Source organism: Xanthomonas sp. LMG 12462 (assembly GCF_009192885.1).
Lineage (GTDB): Bacteria > Pseudomonadota > Gammaproteobacteria > Xanthomonadales > Xanthomonadaceae > Xanthomonas_A > Xanthomonas_A sontii.
In genome coordinates, this window is sequence record NZ_NMPP01000008.1 from 1 (window position 1) to 15,785 (window position 15,785).

Below are 15,785 nucleotides of genomic sequence, written 5' to 3' on the forward strand. Positions count from 1 at the left end.
GTGGTGGCGACGCATGCAGGCAGCCGAACGGCGCCTTTCCTGGCTGCGGAATTGGCGGGGTAGTCGCGCGCGTCGCGGCGCGTGCTCTTCGTCAGTTCCGACACGGCGAGGGCATGTCGGAATGCACGATGATGCAGTCGCAGCGAGCGAAGCCTGCCGGGTGCCTGACCCTGCAAAGCGTCGGGACTGAAGTCCCTCCCACAGTGCACCCGGGTAAGGCTCCGCACGGCTCTGCGGGAACGGCTCCGTGTAGTCTCAAAACCGCCTGCAGCCGCTCCCACAATGAAGTCTCACGCCGCGTCGCGCATCGTGACGCGACAGCCCGCAGTGCCGCCGACGTGAAACGCCGCCCACGTTGGCCACGCGCGGGCCACGGTGGCGACCGCGTGGCCGCCACCGCCAGCGGTTGCCGAGGCTGCGATCAGCCCAGCAGTTCGAAGCTGGCCGTCAGCCCCGGTGCCTGCGCCGAGGGCGCGACCCACAGATCGAACTGGCCCGGTTCCACCGTCGGCTTGAGCGCCTGGCCCACGAACAGCAGATCCTCGCGGCGCAGCACGAAGTCCACGCTGGCGCTGCCGCCGGCCGGCACCGCGACCTTGCGGAAATCCTTCAGTTCGCGCACCGGGCGGGTGATGCTGGCGCTGCGGTCGCGGACGTACAGTTGCACCACTTCCTCGGCGTCGCGGTGGCCGCGGTTGTGGATGCGTGCGGCGATCTTCAGCGTGCCGCCGGCGGCCAGCCGCGACGTGCTCAAGGTCAGTTCGCCGTATTCGATGCGGCCATAGGTCAGGCCGTGGCCGAACGGGAACAGCGCGGTGTTGGAGATCGTGCGGTAGTGGGTGGTGAACGGCGTCAGCGCGTTCGGGCGCGGATCCGGGCGACCGGTGGGCTTGTGCGCGTAGTAGTACGGCGACTGCCCGGATTCGTGCGGGAAGCTCACCGGCAGGCGCCCGGAGGGGCCGTGCACGCCGAACAGGATATCGGCCAGCGCCGGGCCGGAGGCCGAGCCGAGGAACCAGCTGACCAGGATCGCCGGCGCGTCCAGCACCGCGCCGTCGAGCACCAGCGCACGGCCATTGCTGAGCACCACCACCACCGGCGTGCCGGTGGCCGCCACGGCGGCCAGCAGCGACTGCTGCGCGCCGGGGATGCTGATGTCGGTGCGCGACTGCGCTTCGCCGGAGTAGCGCAGCGGTTCGCCGATCGCCAGGATCGCCACGTCGGCCGCGGTCGCCGCGGCCACCGCCGCCTGTACGCCGCCCGGCAGCGCGTGTTCGAACGCGCAGCCTTCCACCACCTGCAACGCTGCCGGATCGGCCAATTGCGCGCGCAGGGCCGTGGCCAGGTCGTTGCCGCTGTCGTCGCCGCCGAACAGGGTCCACGGTCCGGCGCTCTCCACCCAGTTGCTGGCCATCGGCCCGATCAGCGCGATGCGCTGGCCCTGGCGCTTGAGCGGCAGCAGTTCGCCCTCGTTCTTGAGCAGCACCACCGATTTGCGTGCGGCCTCGTGCGCCAGCGCCAGCGTCTCCGGGCGCCGCTGCCGCGCCTGCGCGCGCTCGGGCACGATGCGCAGGAACGGGTCGTCGAACAGGCCCAGCGCGGCCTTGAAGCGCAGCACGCGGCGCACCGCGTCGTCCAGCCGCGCCATCGGCACCGCACCGTCGGCGACCAGGCCGGGCAGGTGCTGCAGGTACAGCCCGCTCTGCATGCTGATGTCCACGCCGGCCAGGAACGCCAGCCGCGCCGCGTCGCGCGCATCGCGGGCGTAGCCGTGCGCGACCAGTTCCAGGTCGCCGGTGTAGTCGGAGACGACCAGGCCGCTGTAGTTCCACTCGCCGCGCAGCACCTGGCTCAACAGCCAGGTGTTGGCGGTGGCGGGCACGCCGGACAGCTCGTTGAAGGAGGCCATGGTGGTCACCGCGCCGGCGCCGAAGGCGGCCTGGAACGGCGGGAAATACACCTCGCGCAGGGTGCGCTCGGAGATGTCGACGGTGTTGTAGTCCAGGCCGGCCTCGGCCGCGCCGTAGGCGGCGAAGTGCTTGGCGCAGGCGGCCAGCGCATCGGCATGGTCGATGCCATCGCCCTGGAAGCCGCGCACGCGGGCCTCGGCGAAACGCCGGCCCAGCAGCACGTCCTCGCCGCTGCCTTCCACGCCGCGGCCCCAGCGCGCATCGCGGGCGATGTCGACCATCGGCGCGAAGGTCCAGTCGATCCCGACCGCGCTGGCTTCCAGTGCGGCGGCACGCGCGGTGCGTTGCGCCAGCTCCGGCTCGAAGCTGGCGGCTTCGCCCAGCGGCACCGGGAACACGGTGGTGAAGCCGTGGATTACATCGGCGGCGAACAGCATCGGGATCTTCAGCCGGCTCTCCAGCGCGGCTTGCTGCAACTGCTGGTGCCAGCGCACGTTGGAGCCGTTGAAGATGCCGGTCAGGCGTCCGGCGCGCGCCGCGGCCAACTGGCCCTCGGCGGTGGGGCGCACGTTGACCGGATTGGCGGCGGCCGCCGCATCGGTCTGCTGCGCCGAACCGAACAGGGTCAGCTGCCCGGCCTTCTCTTCCGGCGTCATCCGCGCGATCAGCGCATCGATGAAGGCCGGCGTCTTCGCCGGCGCGCGCGGCAGGGCCAGGCCCATCGGCATGTGCGACAGCAACGCGAACGAACCGGCGCCGAGCAACAGCCCGCGCCGCGTGGTACGAAACGTCATCGGCAAATCCCCTGTTTGGACCCCGATGGTCACGCTACCTCATCGGGAGCGAGAAGTTGTGATGCGGTGCACGATAATCGCGGGTCGGCAGGCGCGCTCCCTGGAACATCACGTGCAGCCGCGTAATCGCGATGGCACGACCGGCAGGGGCGATGCCGTCGCCAACGTGGGCGTAGACGTCGCGCTTGGCGCAGCCGCGCCTTGCTTGCTCAGCCCGCTACCAATCCAGCGTTTCCAGAAAGCGCGCGGCCTCGACGTCGCTGCCCAGATAGGCGGCCAGCGACGCGGCGACCGCGTTGCGGGCAGTGGCGCACAGCGCGGCGCTGTCGTCGAATGCGGCATCGCCGAGTTCGGCCATGGTGTTGGCCATGGTCGCCAGACCACCGAATGCGATCTCCAGGCTGGCGGCCAGCGGTCGGGGGCGCCATGCGCCGGCCCCGTGGAACGCGAACAGCACGCCGCCGTTGGCCGTGTCGAGGATGACAGGGTCCGCGCCCTGGTCCGCGATCACCAGCCAGTGGTCGCGCCAGGCGGCAATGGGCTTGCCGTCGATCGCGTTCCAGCGGTAGCCGGCCTGCAGCGCCCACAGCTTGCACAACGGCGGAATGTCGAGCGGGTTGCCGCCGAGTTGCAGCGACAGGCCGGTCGGGCCGGCCGTGGCGTCGTGGATGTCGCCCCATGGCCCCACCTGCGCATAGAAGTCGGCGAGCACCTGTGGCAGCGGCAGCGTGCCCTGCCAGTCGGATGCAGGTTGCGGACGCAGTTCGCCCCAGGAGGCGAGCAGCGTGCGGAGGGTGGCGTAGGACATCGGGCGTGTGGCGATAGTCGACCTGAGGCGCATTATGCCCGGCGCGTGTCGTGCGCCGTGTGCATGATGCCGTGCCGGCAGCGCTTGCAACGGGCACCTGGCGCGTGCGGCGCTGCGGCCGACGACAGGGCTGGTTGTCCAGCCCGGTGTTCTGCGCCGCGCTGGCTTGCGGCACGTGGACCAGCTCGTGCGGCACCTGCCGCGACGCTGTCGTGGTCCCATTGCAGGCGCACATCGGACCGCTCGATCGCGTCTTTCCACGCGGCCTGACTGGCGAATCGCGCCGGATCGAAGGTCGACGGGGCCGTGGCACGCAGTAGGTGGTGGAAGTAGGCGCGTGGCAGCAGGATCGCCAGGATCCGCTCCTGTCATTGCTTCCGCGCCCAACCGGCGCGGGACATCCTCCACAGGAAATTCGGCTTGATCCAGCTCATCCGGTCGTAGCTGAACTCGTCGCCGAAGCGCTGATGGTCCAGGGCGAACCGCGCAATCGCAGGGCGATCCAGCTGGTAGACATCGATCGCATCGGTGTCGAAGCACGACAGGACGTCACGGCCCTGGCGTGGCCAGGTGAGCTGCAAGGCAGCGCAAGGAACGGGATGCAGCGTCGCGCAGCCTGCGTCGTCGCAGCAACGTCGTCGATCCGCTGTCGCGTCTCCCGTGCCGGCCGGATGCCGCGCGATGCGTTCGCCTGGATCGGGACGCCAGCCGTAACGCCCCCTGTCAGGGCTGAAGCCTCGACAACAGGCGCGGTTGCGCGGAGGTGCTTGCCCCCGTGAGGGCGGCGCTGACTTCCTTCGGGATCCAGTTGCCCGCCGGCGTCGTCGAAAGGCATGCCCTGCGGGACACGCAACGAGCAGGGCCGATCCATGCAGCGCCCTGGGTGCTTTCGCGCGTGCGGCCGCACTGAATCACTCAGCCTGCGCTCGCCTCCAGACTCGCGCGCTGAGACCCGCACTGGCTACCCTGGCGCACCCCGTTCCTCGGAGCCCCCATGAGCCGACGTTCCGGCAGCGCCGATCTGCCCCTGCATGGCGGTCGCGTGCCGCACTGGCTGGGCGCGCGCATGACCCGGCTCGGCGCGGTGATGTGCCAGGCCATCGTGCACAGCTATGGCCGCGACGAATTGCTGCGGCGCCTGGCGCATCCGTTCTGGTTCCAGTCGCTGGGGGCGGTGATGGGCATGGACTGGCATTCCTCCGGCATCACCACCAGCGTGCTGGGCGCGCTCAAGCGCGGCCTGGCGCCGCTGTCCGGCGAACTGGGCATCCACGTGTGCGGCGGCCGTGGGCGGCATTCGCGGGCCACGCCGGACGAACTGCAGGCGGTGGGCGAGCGCACCGGCCTGGACGGCGCGGAACTGGCGCGGGTCAGCCGCCTGGTGGCCAAGGTCGACAGCGCCGCGGTGCAGGACGGCTTCGACCTGTATCTGCACGGCTTCATCGTCAGCGACGACGGGCGCTGGGTGGTGGTGCAGCAGGGCATGCATGGCGCGCGCAAGCAGGCACGCCGCTATCACTGGCTGTCGGAAGGCCTGAGCAGCTTCGTCGATGCACCGCATGCGGCGATCGACGGCCCGCGCCAGGGCCGCATCGTCAATCTCGCCGATCATCGCGCCGCCGCCGCGCGTGCGGCGCAGGTGGCGCTGCTGCAGACGCTGGCACCGGAGCGCATCGCCCGCGAATACGCCGCGCTGGAGGCCGCGCAGACGCCGGCATCGGCCGCCACGGCGCCGACCCACGCCGCGCAGGGGCGGGGCGCCACCGCGCCGGCCGCCGATGCGCTGTTCGCGGAGACCGGCGACTTGTTCGCGCCGGCGGCCACCGCGGTGCCCGAGCGCAGGCCGGCCGACCTGCCGCATCTGTCGCTGCCCGACCACCACGACGTGCGCGGCAGCGACATCGTGGTGCGGCGCCTGCACGGTGCGCTGGCCGCCGCTGCCGAATGCGGCCCGCGCGATTTCGCCGACCTGCTGCAGGTGCCGGGCGTCGGCGCGCGCACGGTGCGCGCGCTGGCGCTGGTGGCCGAGGTGCTGCACGGCGCGCCGTGCCGTTTCAGCGATCCGGCACGGTTCTCGCTGGCCCATGGCGGCAAGGACCGGCATCCGTTCCCGGTGCCGACGCGGGTCTACGACCACACCATCGGCGTGCTCAAGACGGCGGTGGCGCAGGCCAAGCTGGGCCGCGAAGAGAAACTGGACGCGATCCGCCGCCTGGACGCGCAGGCGCGCCTGCTCGAACCGACCGCGCGCGGGCCGTCGGTGGACGACTACATCGCCGAGGAACGCGCGCAGTCGCATGCCTATGGCGGGCGCAGTGTGTTCGGCTGGGAGCCGGCGCCGGAGGCTGCAGATGCGCGACGCGCCGCACGCGCGCGGTAAGGCCGTCAGCTTGATGGCCTGTGGTCGTCACGATCGAATTTTTTCTAGGCGTCAGTGGCGATTAGGCCGCGACGCGTGAGTTCATCGGCCCATCCGATGCATTGCAGTCGGGACTGAAGTCCCTCCCGCAAGGAGGAGCCCACCGGCAGTGCGGCCGTCAGCACTTGCACGGGAGACCATGGCTGCGCCCGTGCGTAAGTCCGCCGTCATGCAATGGCGATGGTCGGAGGAGGGCAAGGGACTGATCGCCTGCCATGGGCCTCCCGTTCGAGCGATCGTCCGTATCATGGCCGCCTCCGGCGCACGGCGTCGGTGGCTCCGAACGACGCGTACGCCGAAGGACGTTTTCCCCAGCATGTGGTCTGCCATCAGCAACTTCGGCGACGCGGCGATGACGCTGCCGCTCGCGCTCGTCTGCGCACTGTGGCTGGCGCTGGGTAGCGCGGGATGGCGTGCTGCGGCGACGTGGCTTGGCCTGCTGGCAAGCGCCGCCGCCCTGGTCGGGGCAACCAAGATTCTCTACGCCGGCTGTGGGGTGGAACTGCGCGCGCTGCAGTTCCGGGTGATCAGTGGACACACCATGCTCGCCGCCTGCGTATGGCCGATGGCCTGCATGCTGTGCCTGCGCGCCCGTCCGCGGCCGCGGCTGGCGATCGCCTGCGGTTTCGCCATCGCCAGCGTGATCGCCATTGCCCGCGTCTACGCGCGAGCGCACAGCCTGTCCGAGGTCGCGGCCGGTGTGGTGGTCGGGGCGGCGACGACGGCGTGCTATCTGCAGTGGCGCGGTGCGCCGCAGTTGCCCGCGCGCCTGCGCATGTACGCCATCGTGTCGGTGGTCCTGGTCGGCGCGTTGATGTACGGACGACACGCGCCGATCCAGCATGCCATCCAGACCTATTCGCCGGCGTTGTGCGGTCGCGACAGCTGATGGCGCCGTCTTCCGCGTGCAGGCATATGCACGCGCGCTTCGCCTGTCGTATGCCTGCTCTTGACCTGCGCGTTGCTACACCCGGAGCCGATGGCCGTCGTGGCCGCTTTCAGGAGATGGATCGATGCCGGAGCAATCCACCACCACCCGTGCGCGCCGCGCCAAGCGCGAAGGCAAGGCCGGCACGACCCAGGCCGGCGAGTTCGTGCGCGAGGAGATCGACCGCGTGCGCGAGGGCAAGACCCAGGTGAAGTCGACCAAGCAGGCGATCGCCATCGGCCTGTCCAAGGCGCGCCGTGCCGGGGTCAAGACCGGCGCGTCGAAGACCGCGTCGAAAGCCACCAGGAAGAAGGTTGCCCAGGAAGAGGCCAAGGGCGGCAAGCAGGCCAAGCCGTCGCCAACGCGCTCGCGCGGCGCCAAGAAGGCGCTGAAGACCGCCAGCAAGGGCAAGAGCGCGACGCAGACGGTGGGCAGCGAGGCGCTGTCGACACAGACCAAGCGCGCAGCGAAGAAGCGCAGCGCCAGCAGCCGCTCGGCCGCGGCGAAGAAGGCCGCGCAGACCAAGGGGGCGACGGTGCGCAAGAGCGCGGCCAAGAAGGCCGCGAAGACCCGGGCCAAACAGGCCGGCACGCGGACGGCTGCCGCGAAGAAGCGCACGGCGAAGACCGCTTCGGCCAGGAAGACGCCGGCCAAGCAGGCCGCGAGCAAGAAAGCGGCGAGCAAGACTTCTTCGGCAAAGAAGACTGCGACCAAGAAGACGGCCTCGAAGAAGACGGCATCGAAGAAGACTGCCTCCAGGAAGACAGCGTCGAAAAAGTCGACGGCGAAAACCGCGGTCGCCAGGAATACGCCAGCGAAGAAGAGCGCATCCAGCAAACGCACGACCAGTAAGCGCGCAGGCAAGACGTCGTCCGCGCGCAGACGCGGTTCGCGCTCGAGCGGCTAGTCGCTCCATGACGCGCGGCGGCGGATGCCACCGCCGCGCGTCGACGCATCCGCGATCGGCGCGACTCGCCGGGGTCTTACAGTTCGGTGTACTTGGTGATGCGGCCCTTGGCGCGCTCCACCGGATACTTGGCGGCGTTGGCCAGCATCTTGCGTTGCGCGGCGTCGATCGGATCGATCTCCAGCTTGTCGCACAACTGGACCAGATACAGCAGCACGTCGGCGATCTCGCTGCCGACCTGCTGCTTTTTTTCTGCAGACAGTTGCCGGCTCTGCGCATCGTCCAGCCACTGGAAGTGCTCCAGCAATTCCGCCGCTTCCACCGACAGCGCCGCGGCGAGATTGCGCGGACTGTGGAACTGACCCCAGTCGCGGGCGTCGGCGAAGGCGCGCTGGGCGGCCTGCAGGTCGTGGAGGCTGTCGGGCATGGCATCGGCTCGCAGTGGGGACGGCGCATGGTAAAGCAGCAATCACGCGCGCAGGCACTGCGGTCGCGACATCGGACTCACGGCGTGGTCACCGACGATGCACGGCATCGGCGGCGACACTGCGGGCACGTTCGCAGACGAAAGGACCTACCCATGCAAGCTCTGACCTATCACGGCACCCGGGACGTGCGCGTGGAAACCGTTCCCGACCCGGTGCTGGTCGAGACCGACGACATCATCCTGCGCGTCACCGCCACCGCGATCTGCGGCTCGGACCTGCACCTGTACCGCGGCAAGATCCCCGATCTGCACACCGGCGACGTGCTCGGGCACGAGTTCATGGGCGTGGTGGAAGACGTCGGCCCGGACGTGCAGCGGGTGAAGAAGGGCGACCGCGTGGTGATCCCGTTCGTGATCGCCTGCGGCGAGTGCTTCCATTGCCGCCTGACCGAATACGCCGCCTGCGAGACCACCAACACCGGCAAGGGCGCGGCGCTGAACCAGAAGGGCATCCGCCCGCCGGCGGCGCTGTTCGGCTACAGCCATCTGTACGGCGGCGTGGCCGGTGGCCAGGCGGAGTACGTGCGCGTGCCCAAGGCCAATGTCGGCCCGTTGGTGGTGCCGGACGTGTTGCACGACGAGCAGGTGCTGTTCCTGTCCGACATCCTGCCCACCGGCTACCAGGCGGCGGTCAACGCGGGCGTGCGTCAGGGCAGTACCGTGGCGATCTTCGGCGCCGGCCCGGTCGGGCTGATGACCGCGGCCTGCTGCCGCATGCTCGGCGCCGAGCGGATCTTCATGGTCGATCGCTATCCGTACCGGCTCGACTTCGCGCAGCGCACCTACGGGGTGATTCCGCTGAACTTCGAGGAGATCGACGATCCGGCCGACATCATCGTCGGCCAGACCGACGGGCGTGGCGTGGACGCCAGCATCGACGCGGTAGGCTTCGAAGCCAAGGGCAGCACGGTGGAGACGGTGATGGCCACGCTGAAGCTGGAAGGCAGCAGCGGCACGGCGCTGCGCCAGTGCATCGCCGCCACCCGCCGCGGTGGCACGGTCAGCGTGCCGGGCGTGTATGCCGGCTTCATCCACGGCTTCCTGTTCGGCGATGCCTTCGACAAGGGGCTGAGCTTCAAGATGGGCCAGACCCATGTGCAGCGTTTCATGCCCGAACTGCTGGAGCACATCGGCGAGGGCCGGCTGCGGCCCAACGAGATCATCACCCACCGCCTGAGCCTGGCCGAGGCGGCGCAGGGGTATTCGATCTTCGACAAGAAGGAGCAGGACTGCCGCAAGGTGATCCTGACGCCGTGACCGTGGTGTGGCCGGGTGGCCCCATGGCGGGTCGCCCGGCTCGCGCCTGAAGGTGTCGGAACGGGCGTAAAGCATGGTGCGTTGCACAACCTGCGAGGCGATCCTGCGCCCCTGGGCATGGGCGTTCGGCCTGCCTGGCGCGAATGGGGGACATAGCGCCAACCGTCCGTCGCGAACAGGTGAAGATTTCACGCCTCCTTCACCTTGCTCCGATGTAGATGCGCCGCCCCGAGGCTCGGGATAAGTTTTTCCCGCCGTCGCCGTCAGGCGGCCACGCGGGAGTGGCCCGCCCGCTTCTTGTCAAGTGCGTGACAAGCTTTTTGACCACAAATCAATCACTTGGATGTTCCGGTGCGGTGAGGGTGGCATCGGCGGCTTGTCCACAGGGGGTGTGGATGACTTCTGCATAAGGTTGTGGATAAGGCCGATGCCGGCCCGTGACACAACAGTGTCAAGAGGGGTGGCGAAAAATTGACCAGGCGATTTTTTACGGCCGCCAGTGGGCCGCACCTTGGGGCCTGTGCCGTGACCTCGCAGGGGGCATGTCCGGGTCGCGGTCGGGGCGTTGGCGACGGGCGCCGATCGCCTCGCGGTCGTATCGGTGCCTGTGCGGCACGGCAGTCCGGAGAACGCGCGGGCGCGACCATCAGGCGAGGGTGTGGCTGCCCCGGGGCGATGGCAGTGCCAGCGTGCCGAAGATCCTGGATCGCGACCAGCGTGTGGCCCCGGGTTCCGCGTGAAGCCGGCGCCCTGCCAGCTTTCCTGGCATCGCCATGGCGCCAGCCCTGCGGCGCCATGGCGGAAACCGCTGCCCTGCTCAGGCCAGCAGGCGCAGCTTCGGCTCGCGGCTCCACTGCCGGGTCTTGGCCGCGGTCACGAAGCCCTTGTTGTCGCTGGCCTCGACCACCCCGGCATCCTTCTGCACATTGCCGGCCTTCAGCAGCGGCTGCGCGCCGGCGTCGGCGGCGATCGCCTTGAGGTGGGCGAAGGCGTTGCTGACGAAATCGATGGCCGCCGACTCCTTGCTCAGCCGCTTGCCGGCCTCGGCCGACAGCACCACCGCCACCGCGTCGAACACGAACGAGGGTGTGCCGGCCAGCTGGCCGTCGGCGGCCAGGCGCTTGCCGTCGCTGAGGACGGCGCCCCCTAGCTTGGGCGCGACGATCTTGACCGCCGCGCCGGCGTCGGTGGCGGCCTTGCGCAGGTCGCGCACCAGTTTCGCGTCCGAGCCCTCGTCGATCAGGATGCCGATCGCGCGGCCCTGCAGGGTCGGCTTCATGCGGCCGATGAGCTGCAGCGCTGGCGAGAGCGGCAGGTCCTGCGGCGCGACCGCGGCCGGCGGCGCCGGCGGCAGCGCGTCCAGGCCGAGGCCGTCGGCGACGCGCTGCGCCAGCTTGGGATCGACGTGGCGCAGGTGTCCGACCACCGCCTCGCGCACGTGCGCGGTGTCGACCTTGGACAGCTCGAACACCAGCGCCGAGGCCACGTGCGCCTGTTCCGGCTGCGTCTGGCTGCGGTAGAACATCCGCGCCTGGCTGTAGTGGTCGGCGAAGCTCTCGGCACGCACGCGGCCCTTGGCGCCGTCGTCGGGCTGGGTGCGGTGGCTGACGAAGCCGCGCGCGGTCTCGCGTGGGCTGTCGGCCTGCAGCGAGCTGGGTTCGTAGGCGACGCGGCCCTGGGGCACGCCCATCTGCATGTGGCCGTCGCGCTGCATGTTGGCGAACGGGCACTTCGGCGCGTTGATCGGCAACTGGTGGAAGTTCGGCCCGCCCAGGCGGCTGAGCTGGGTGTCCAGGTACGAGAACAGGCGGCCCTGCAGCAGCGGGTCGTTGGAGAAGTCGATGCCGGGCACGATGTTGGCCGGGCAGTACGCCACCTGTTCGGTTTCGGCGAAGAAGTTGTCCGGCCAGCGGTCCAGCACCATGCGCCCGACGATCTGCAGCGGCACCAGTTCCTCCGGGATCAGCTTGGTGGCGTCCAGGTGGTCGAACGGGAAGGCGTCGGCCTGTTCCTGGGTGAACAACTGCACGCCCAGTTCCCATTCCGGGAAGTCGCCGCGTTCGATCGCCTCGAACAGGTCGCGGCGGTGGAAGTCCGGGTCGGCGCCGGCCAGCTTCACCGCCTCGTCCCAGATCGTGGACTGCAGGCCGAGCTTCGGCCGCCAGTGGAACTTGACGAAGGTGCTGCGGCCTTCCGCGTCGAGCAGGCGGAAGCTGTGGATGCCGAAGCCTTCCATCATGCGCAGCGAGCGCGGGATTGTGCGGTCGCTCATCGCCCACATGATCATGTGCAGCGACTCGGGCATCAGCGAGACGAAGTCCCAGAACGTGTCGTGCGCGCTGGCCGCCTGCGGAAAGCCGCGGTCCGGCTCCATCTTCACCGCGTGGATCAGGTCGGGGAACTTCAGCGCGTCCTGGATGAAGAACACCGGGATGTTGTTGCCCACCAGGTCCCAGTTGCCTTCCTTGGTGTAGAACTTGACCGCGAAGCCGCGCACGTCGCGCGGCGTGTCCACCGAGCCGGCGCCGCCGGCGACGGTGGAGAAGCGGGTGAACACCGGCGTCTTCACTCCGACCTCGGTGAGCAGCGAAGCGGTGGTGTACTTGGCCAGCGACTTGGTCAGTTCGAAGTAGCCATGTGCGGCGCTGCCGCGCGCGTGCACGATGCGTTCGGGAATGCGCTCATGATCGAAGTGGGTGATCTTCTCGCGCAGGATGAAGTCTTCCAGCAACGTCGGCCCGCGCGGCGTGGCACGCAGCGAGTTCTGGTTGTCGGCGACCGGAATGCCCTGGTTGGTGGTCAGCGGCGGATGCGTGCCGCCGGCCTGCTGGTGCAGTTCGTCGCCATGGCCGCGCTGGTCGGCGGGCGCGGCGGTGGAGGCGAGGGCAGTGGACGATGCGGAATCGCTGGGCGTGCGCTTGCGGCTGGCCATGGGAGATCGCTCCGGTGCGTGGCGGAAGAAGGCGTCGCGGTGGGGTGCCCGGTGCGTGAGGATGCGGGCGCGGCGGACGTCCCGATCCTGGGCGGCGCGGCGTGAACGAGCCGTGCAACGCGCCGCATCGCGCGCACTTGTCTACCTCGGTACGCGCATTGCGCACGCATAAAAAAACCCAGCCTCGCGCACGAGGCTGGGTCTCGGGTGCAGCGTCGAACGAGAACGCGGCTCAGACCACCGCGTCTTCCTTGTACGCATCCACCGGGATGCAAGCGCACATCACGTTCTTGTCGCCGTACACGTTGTCCACGCGCGCCACCGGCGGCCAGTACTTCTGCTGCTTCAGCGTCGGCAGCGGGAACGCGGCCAGCTCGCGCGGGTAGGCGTGGGTCCACTCGCTGGCGGTGACCTGCGCGGCGGTGTGCGGGGCGTGCTTGAGCGGATTGTCCTCGCGGTCCAGGCGGCCGTCCTCGATCGCGGCGATCTCTTCGCGAATCTGGATCATCGCGTCGATGAAACGGTCCAGCTCGTGCTGCGATTCGCTCTCGGTCGGCTCCACCATCAGCGTGCCGGCGACCGGGAAGCTCAGCGTCGGCGCGTGGAAGCCGAAGTCGATCAGGCGCTTGGCGATGTCCTCGGCGCCGATGCCGCTGGTCTTCTCCAGCGGGCGCACGTCGAGGATGCACTCGTGCGCGACCAGGCCATTGCGGCCGGTGTACAGCGTCTTGTAGTAGGGCGCCAGGCGCTTGGCGATGTAGTTGGCGTTGAGCAGTGCCACCTGGGTGGCCTTGCGCAGCCCGCTGTTGCCCATCATGGTGATGTACATCCAGCTGATCGGCAGGATCGAGGCCGAGCCGAAGCTGGCGGCGCTGACCATGCCGACCTCGCCGTCGCCGCCCAGGGTCTTGGGCAGGTACGGCGCCAGATGCGCCTTCACCGCGCAAGGGCCGACGCCGGGGCCGCCGCCGCCGTGCGGGATGCAGAAGGTCTTGTGCAGGTTCAGGTGCGACACGTCCGAGCCCCACTTGCCGGGCTTGGCCAGGCCGACCAGCGCGTTCATGTTGGCGCCGTCGGTGTAGACCTGGCCGCCGTGCGCGTGCACCGCTTCGCAGATGGCCACCACGTCTTCCTCGAACACGCCGTGGGTGGACGGGTAGGTGATCATCAGCGCGGCCAGGCGGTCCGAATACTTCTCGGCCTTGGCGCGGATGTCGGCGACGTCGACGTTGCCGTTGCCGTCGCACTTGGTCACCACCACGGTCATGCCGCACATCTGCGCCGAGGCCGGGTTGGTGCCGTGCGCGGATTCGGGGATCAGGCAGATGTCGCGATGGCCTTCGCCGCGCGCGCGGTGGTAGGCGCGGATCGCCAGCAGGCCGGCGTACTCGCCCTGCGCGCCGGAGTTGGGCTGCAGGCTGACCGCGTCGTAGCCGGTGCACTCGACCAGCATCGCTTCCAGCTCGTCGATCAGCTGCTTGTAGCCGACGCTCTGCTCGGCCGGGGCCAGCGGATGGATCGCGCCGAACTGCGGCCAGGTCACCGGGATCATCTCGGCGGTGGCGTTGAGCTTCATGGTGCAGCTGCCCAGCGGGATCATGGTGCGATCCATCGCCAGGTCCTTGTCGGCCAGCGCGCGCATGTAGCGCAGCAGTTCGTGCTCGCTGTGGTGGGTGTTGAACACCGGGTGCTGCAGGAACGCGCTGTGCCGCAGCAGCTGCGGCGGCAGCGCATCGGCGGTGGCGGCGTCGAGCGCGTCCACGTCGGCCTGCGCGCCGAACAGCTGCGCCAGCGCGACCACGTCGGCGCGGGTGGCGGTCTCGTCCAGGCTGATGCCCAGCGACGCGCTGTCGATCGCGCGCAGGTTGATGCCGGCCGCACGCGCCTTGGCGTGGATGGCCTCGGCATCGACGCCGGTGACGTGCAGGGTGTCGAAGAAGCGCTCGCCGACGGCGACGCCTGCACCGCGCAGCGCGGCGGCGAGGATCGCGGCCAGGCGGTGGGTGCGGCGGGCGATGCGCACCAGGCCCTCGGGGCCGTGGTACACCGCGTACATCGAGGCCATCACCGCCAGCAGCACCTGCGCGGTGCAGATGTTGGAGGTGGCCTTCTCGCGGCGGATGTGCTGCTCGCGGGTCTGCAGGGTGAGGCGGTAGGAGGGGTTGCCGGCGGCGTCGATCGACACCCCGATCAGGCGGCCCGGCATCGAACGCTTGTAGGCGTCGCGGCAGGCCATGAACGCGGCGTGCGGGCCGCCGAAGCCGAACGGCACGCCGAAGCGCTGCGAATTGCCGACCACGATGTCCGCGCCCCATTCGCCGGGGGCGGCGATCAGGGTCAGCGCGAGCAGGTCGGTGGCGACGGCGACCAGGCCGCCTTGCGCGTGCACCGCGTCGGCCAGTGCCTTGTGGTCGCCGATGTGACCGAAACTATCAGGGTATTGCAGCAGCACGCCGAAGCACTCGGCCTGCAGCGCTTCCTCCGGCGTGCCCACGCGCAGCACGATGCCCAGCGGCTCGGCGCGGGTGCGCAGCAGTTCCAGGGTCTGCGGGTGCACCGCGTCGTGCACGAAGAAGGTGTCGGACCTGGACTTGGCCGAGCGCTTGGCCAGGGTCATCGCCTCGGCCGCGGCGGTGGCTTCGTCCAGCAGCGAGGCGTTGGCGATTTCCATGCCGGTGAGGTCGGCGCACATGGTCTGGAAGTTGATCAGCGCTTCCATGCGGCCCTGCGAGATCTCCGCCTGGTACGGGGTGTAGGCGGTGTACCAGGCCGGGTTCTCGAGGATGTTGCGCAGGATGACCTTCGGCGTGTGGGTGCCGTAGTAGCCCTGGCCGATGAAGCTGCGGAACACGGTGTTCTTGTCGGCGATGGCGCGGATCTTGGCCAGCGCCTCCTCCTCGGTGATGGCGTCGGGCAACGCCAGCGCGGCGGGCGACTTGATGTTGCCAGGCACGATGGCGTCGGTCATCGCCTCCAGCGAGTCGTGGCCGACGGTGCGCAGCATGTGCGCGATCTCGGCGTCGTTCGGGCCGATGTGGCGCTCGATGAAGGCGCAGTGGTGTTCGAGGTCGCGCAGCGAAGAGGTGTGAGACATGGCAGTCGTCCGGCTGAGGAAGGCACGAGGAGGCGGGGACGCGCGCTAGGCCGTCGTCGGGCCGCAGCGGCGGGCACGATCGACGGGAAGCACGCGTCTTCCCAATGCCCCTCTGTCCTTTTGCCTGAGAGTTTGGAAGCGGCGGCTGGCGCTGCGCTTCGTGCCCCTTCGGCGCCGGGTTTGACCGGTCTCTCCAGAGTCTTGGTGCGGGTGGTATCGGGCCTGAGCGATTACGGGCGTTTGCGCCTT

8 protein-coding genes, 2 pseudogenes and 1 riboswitch are annotated in these 15,785 nt (G+C 69.5%); of the genes and pseudogenes, 4 read left to right on the forward strand and 6 right to left on the reverse strand.

Features of this window, described 5'->3' with window-relative positions; translation table 11 throughout:
• Positions 1–421: 421 nt before the first annotated feature.
• From CEK69_RS02705 to CEK69_RS21170, 3 genes and pseudogenes are all read right to left on the reverse strand, one after another.
• Positions 422–2,704 carry a glycoside hydrolase family 3 N-terminal domain-containing protein gene (locus CEK69_RS02705; protein ID WP_152243672.1) on the reverse strand — a complete coding sequence of 761 codons (2,283 nt, stop codon included), beginning with the start codon at positions 2,702–2,704 and terminating at the stop codon, positions 422–424.
• 217 nt (positions 2,705–2,921) lie between these two features.
• A complete protein-coding gene (locus CEK69_RS02710; protein WP_152237795.1) occupies positions 2,922–3,512 on the reverse strand; it encodes a hypothetical protein in 591 nt (196 codons plus the stop codon).
• Positions 3,513–3,544: 32 nt separating this feature from the next.
• Positions 3,545–4,093 (reverse strand): annotated as a pseudogene (locus CEK69_RS21170) (DUF4291 family protein).
• 413 nt (positions 4,094–4,506) lie between these two features.
• Here CEK69_RS21170 and CEK69_RS02725 point away from each other — a divergent pair.
• From CEK69_RS02725 to CEK69_RS20975, 3 genes and pseudogenes are all read left to right on the forward strand, one after another.
• Complete coding sequence (locus CEK69_RS02725) at positions 4,507–5,892, forward strand: DUF763 domain-containing protein (RefSeq protein WP_152243676.1); 1,386 nt, start codon at positions 4,507–4,509, stop codon at positions 5,890–5,892.
• Positions 5,893–6,082: 190 nt separating this feature from the next.
• Complete coding sequence (locus CEK69_RS02730) at positions 6,083–6,820, forward strand: phosphatase PAP2 family protein (RefSeq protein WP_226975012.1); 738 nt, start codon at positions 6,083–6,085, stop codon at positions 6,818–6,820.
• A gap of 124 nt (positions 6,821–6,944) precedes the next feature.
• A pseudogene (locus CEK69_RS20975) lies at positions 6,945–7,460 on the forward strand (DUF6496 domain-containing protein); the annotation flags it as partial.
• Positions 7,461–7,842: 382 nt separating this feature from the next.
• On the opposite strand, the gene CEK69_RS02740 reads toward CEK69_RS20975, so the two are convergent.
• A complete protein-coding gene (locus CEK69_RS02740; protein WP_017910143.1) occupies positions 7,843–8,193 on the reverse strand; it encodes a nucleotide pyrophosphohydrolase in 351 nt (116 codons plus the stop codon).
• A gap of 153 nt (positions 8,194–8,346) precedes the next feature.
• Here CEK69_RS02740 and CEK69_RS02745 point away from each other — a divergent pair, with 153 nt between their 5' ends.
• Positions 8,347–9,510 (forward strand): zinc-dependent alcohol dehydrogenase, encoded by a 1,164-nt coding sequence (locus CEK69_RS02745; protein ID WP_017911294.1) that lies wholly within the window; start codon positions 8,347–8,349, stop codon positions 9,508–9,510.
• 817 nt (positions 9,511–10,327) lie between these two features.
• Here CEK69_RS02745 and CEK69_RS02750 read toward each other — a convergent pair.
• Together CEK69_RS02750 and gcvP are read right to left on the reverse strand one after the other, a co-directional pair.
• Positions 10,328–12,442, reverse strand: a complete 2,115-nt coding sequence (locus CEK69_RS02750; protein WP_152243678.1) for a catalase — start codon at positions 12,440–12,442, stop codon at positions 10,328–10,330.
• Positions 12,443–12,674: 232 nt separating this feature from the next.
• Positions 12,675–15,536, reverse strand: coding sequence for an aminomethyl-transferring glycine dehydrogenase (gene gcvP / locus CEK69_RS02755; RefSeq protein ID WP_152243680.1), 2,862 nt, complete (start codon positions 15,534–15,536; stop codon positions 12,675–12,677).
• Between the two features lie 102 nt (positions 15,537–15,638).
• Positions 15,639–15,743: riboswitch (glycine riboswitch) on the reverse strand.
• Between the last annotated feature and the right edge of the window lie 42 nt (positions 15,744–15,785).

What these genes read in the sequence shown, in the direction of transcription:
- CEK69_RS02705 (WP_152243672.1), bottom strand. Translation starts at nt 2,704, where the DNA reads ATGACGTTTCGTACCACGCGGCGCGGGCTGTTGCTCGGCGCCGGTTCG.
- CEK69_RS02710 (WP_152237795.1), bottom strand. Translation starts at nt 3,512, where the DNA reads ATGTCCTACGCCACCCTCCGCACGCTGCTCGCCTCCTGGGGCGAACTG.
- CEK69_RS02725 (WP_152243676.1), top strand. Translation starts at nt 4,507, where the DNA reads ATGAGCCGACGTTCCGGCAGCGCCGATCTGCCCCTGCATGGCGGTCGC.
- CEK69_RS02740 (WP_017910143.1), bottom strand. Translation starts at nt 8,193, where the DNA reads ATGCCCGACAGCCTCCACGACCTGCAGGCCGCCCAGCGCGCCTTCGCC.
- CEK69_RS02745 (WP_017911294.1), top strand. Translation starts at nt 8,347, where the DNA reads ATGCAAGCTCTGACCTATCACGGCACCCGGGACGTGCGCGTGGAAACC.
- CEK69_RS02750 (WP_152243678.1), bottom strand. Translation starts at nt 12,442, where the DNA reads ATGGCCAGCCGCAAGCGCACGCCCAGCGATTCCGCATCGTCCACTGCC.
- gcvP (WP_152243680.1), bottom strand. Translation starts at nt 15,536, where the DNA reads ATGTCTCACACCTCTTCGCTGCGCGACCTCGAACACCACTGCGCCTTC.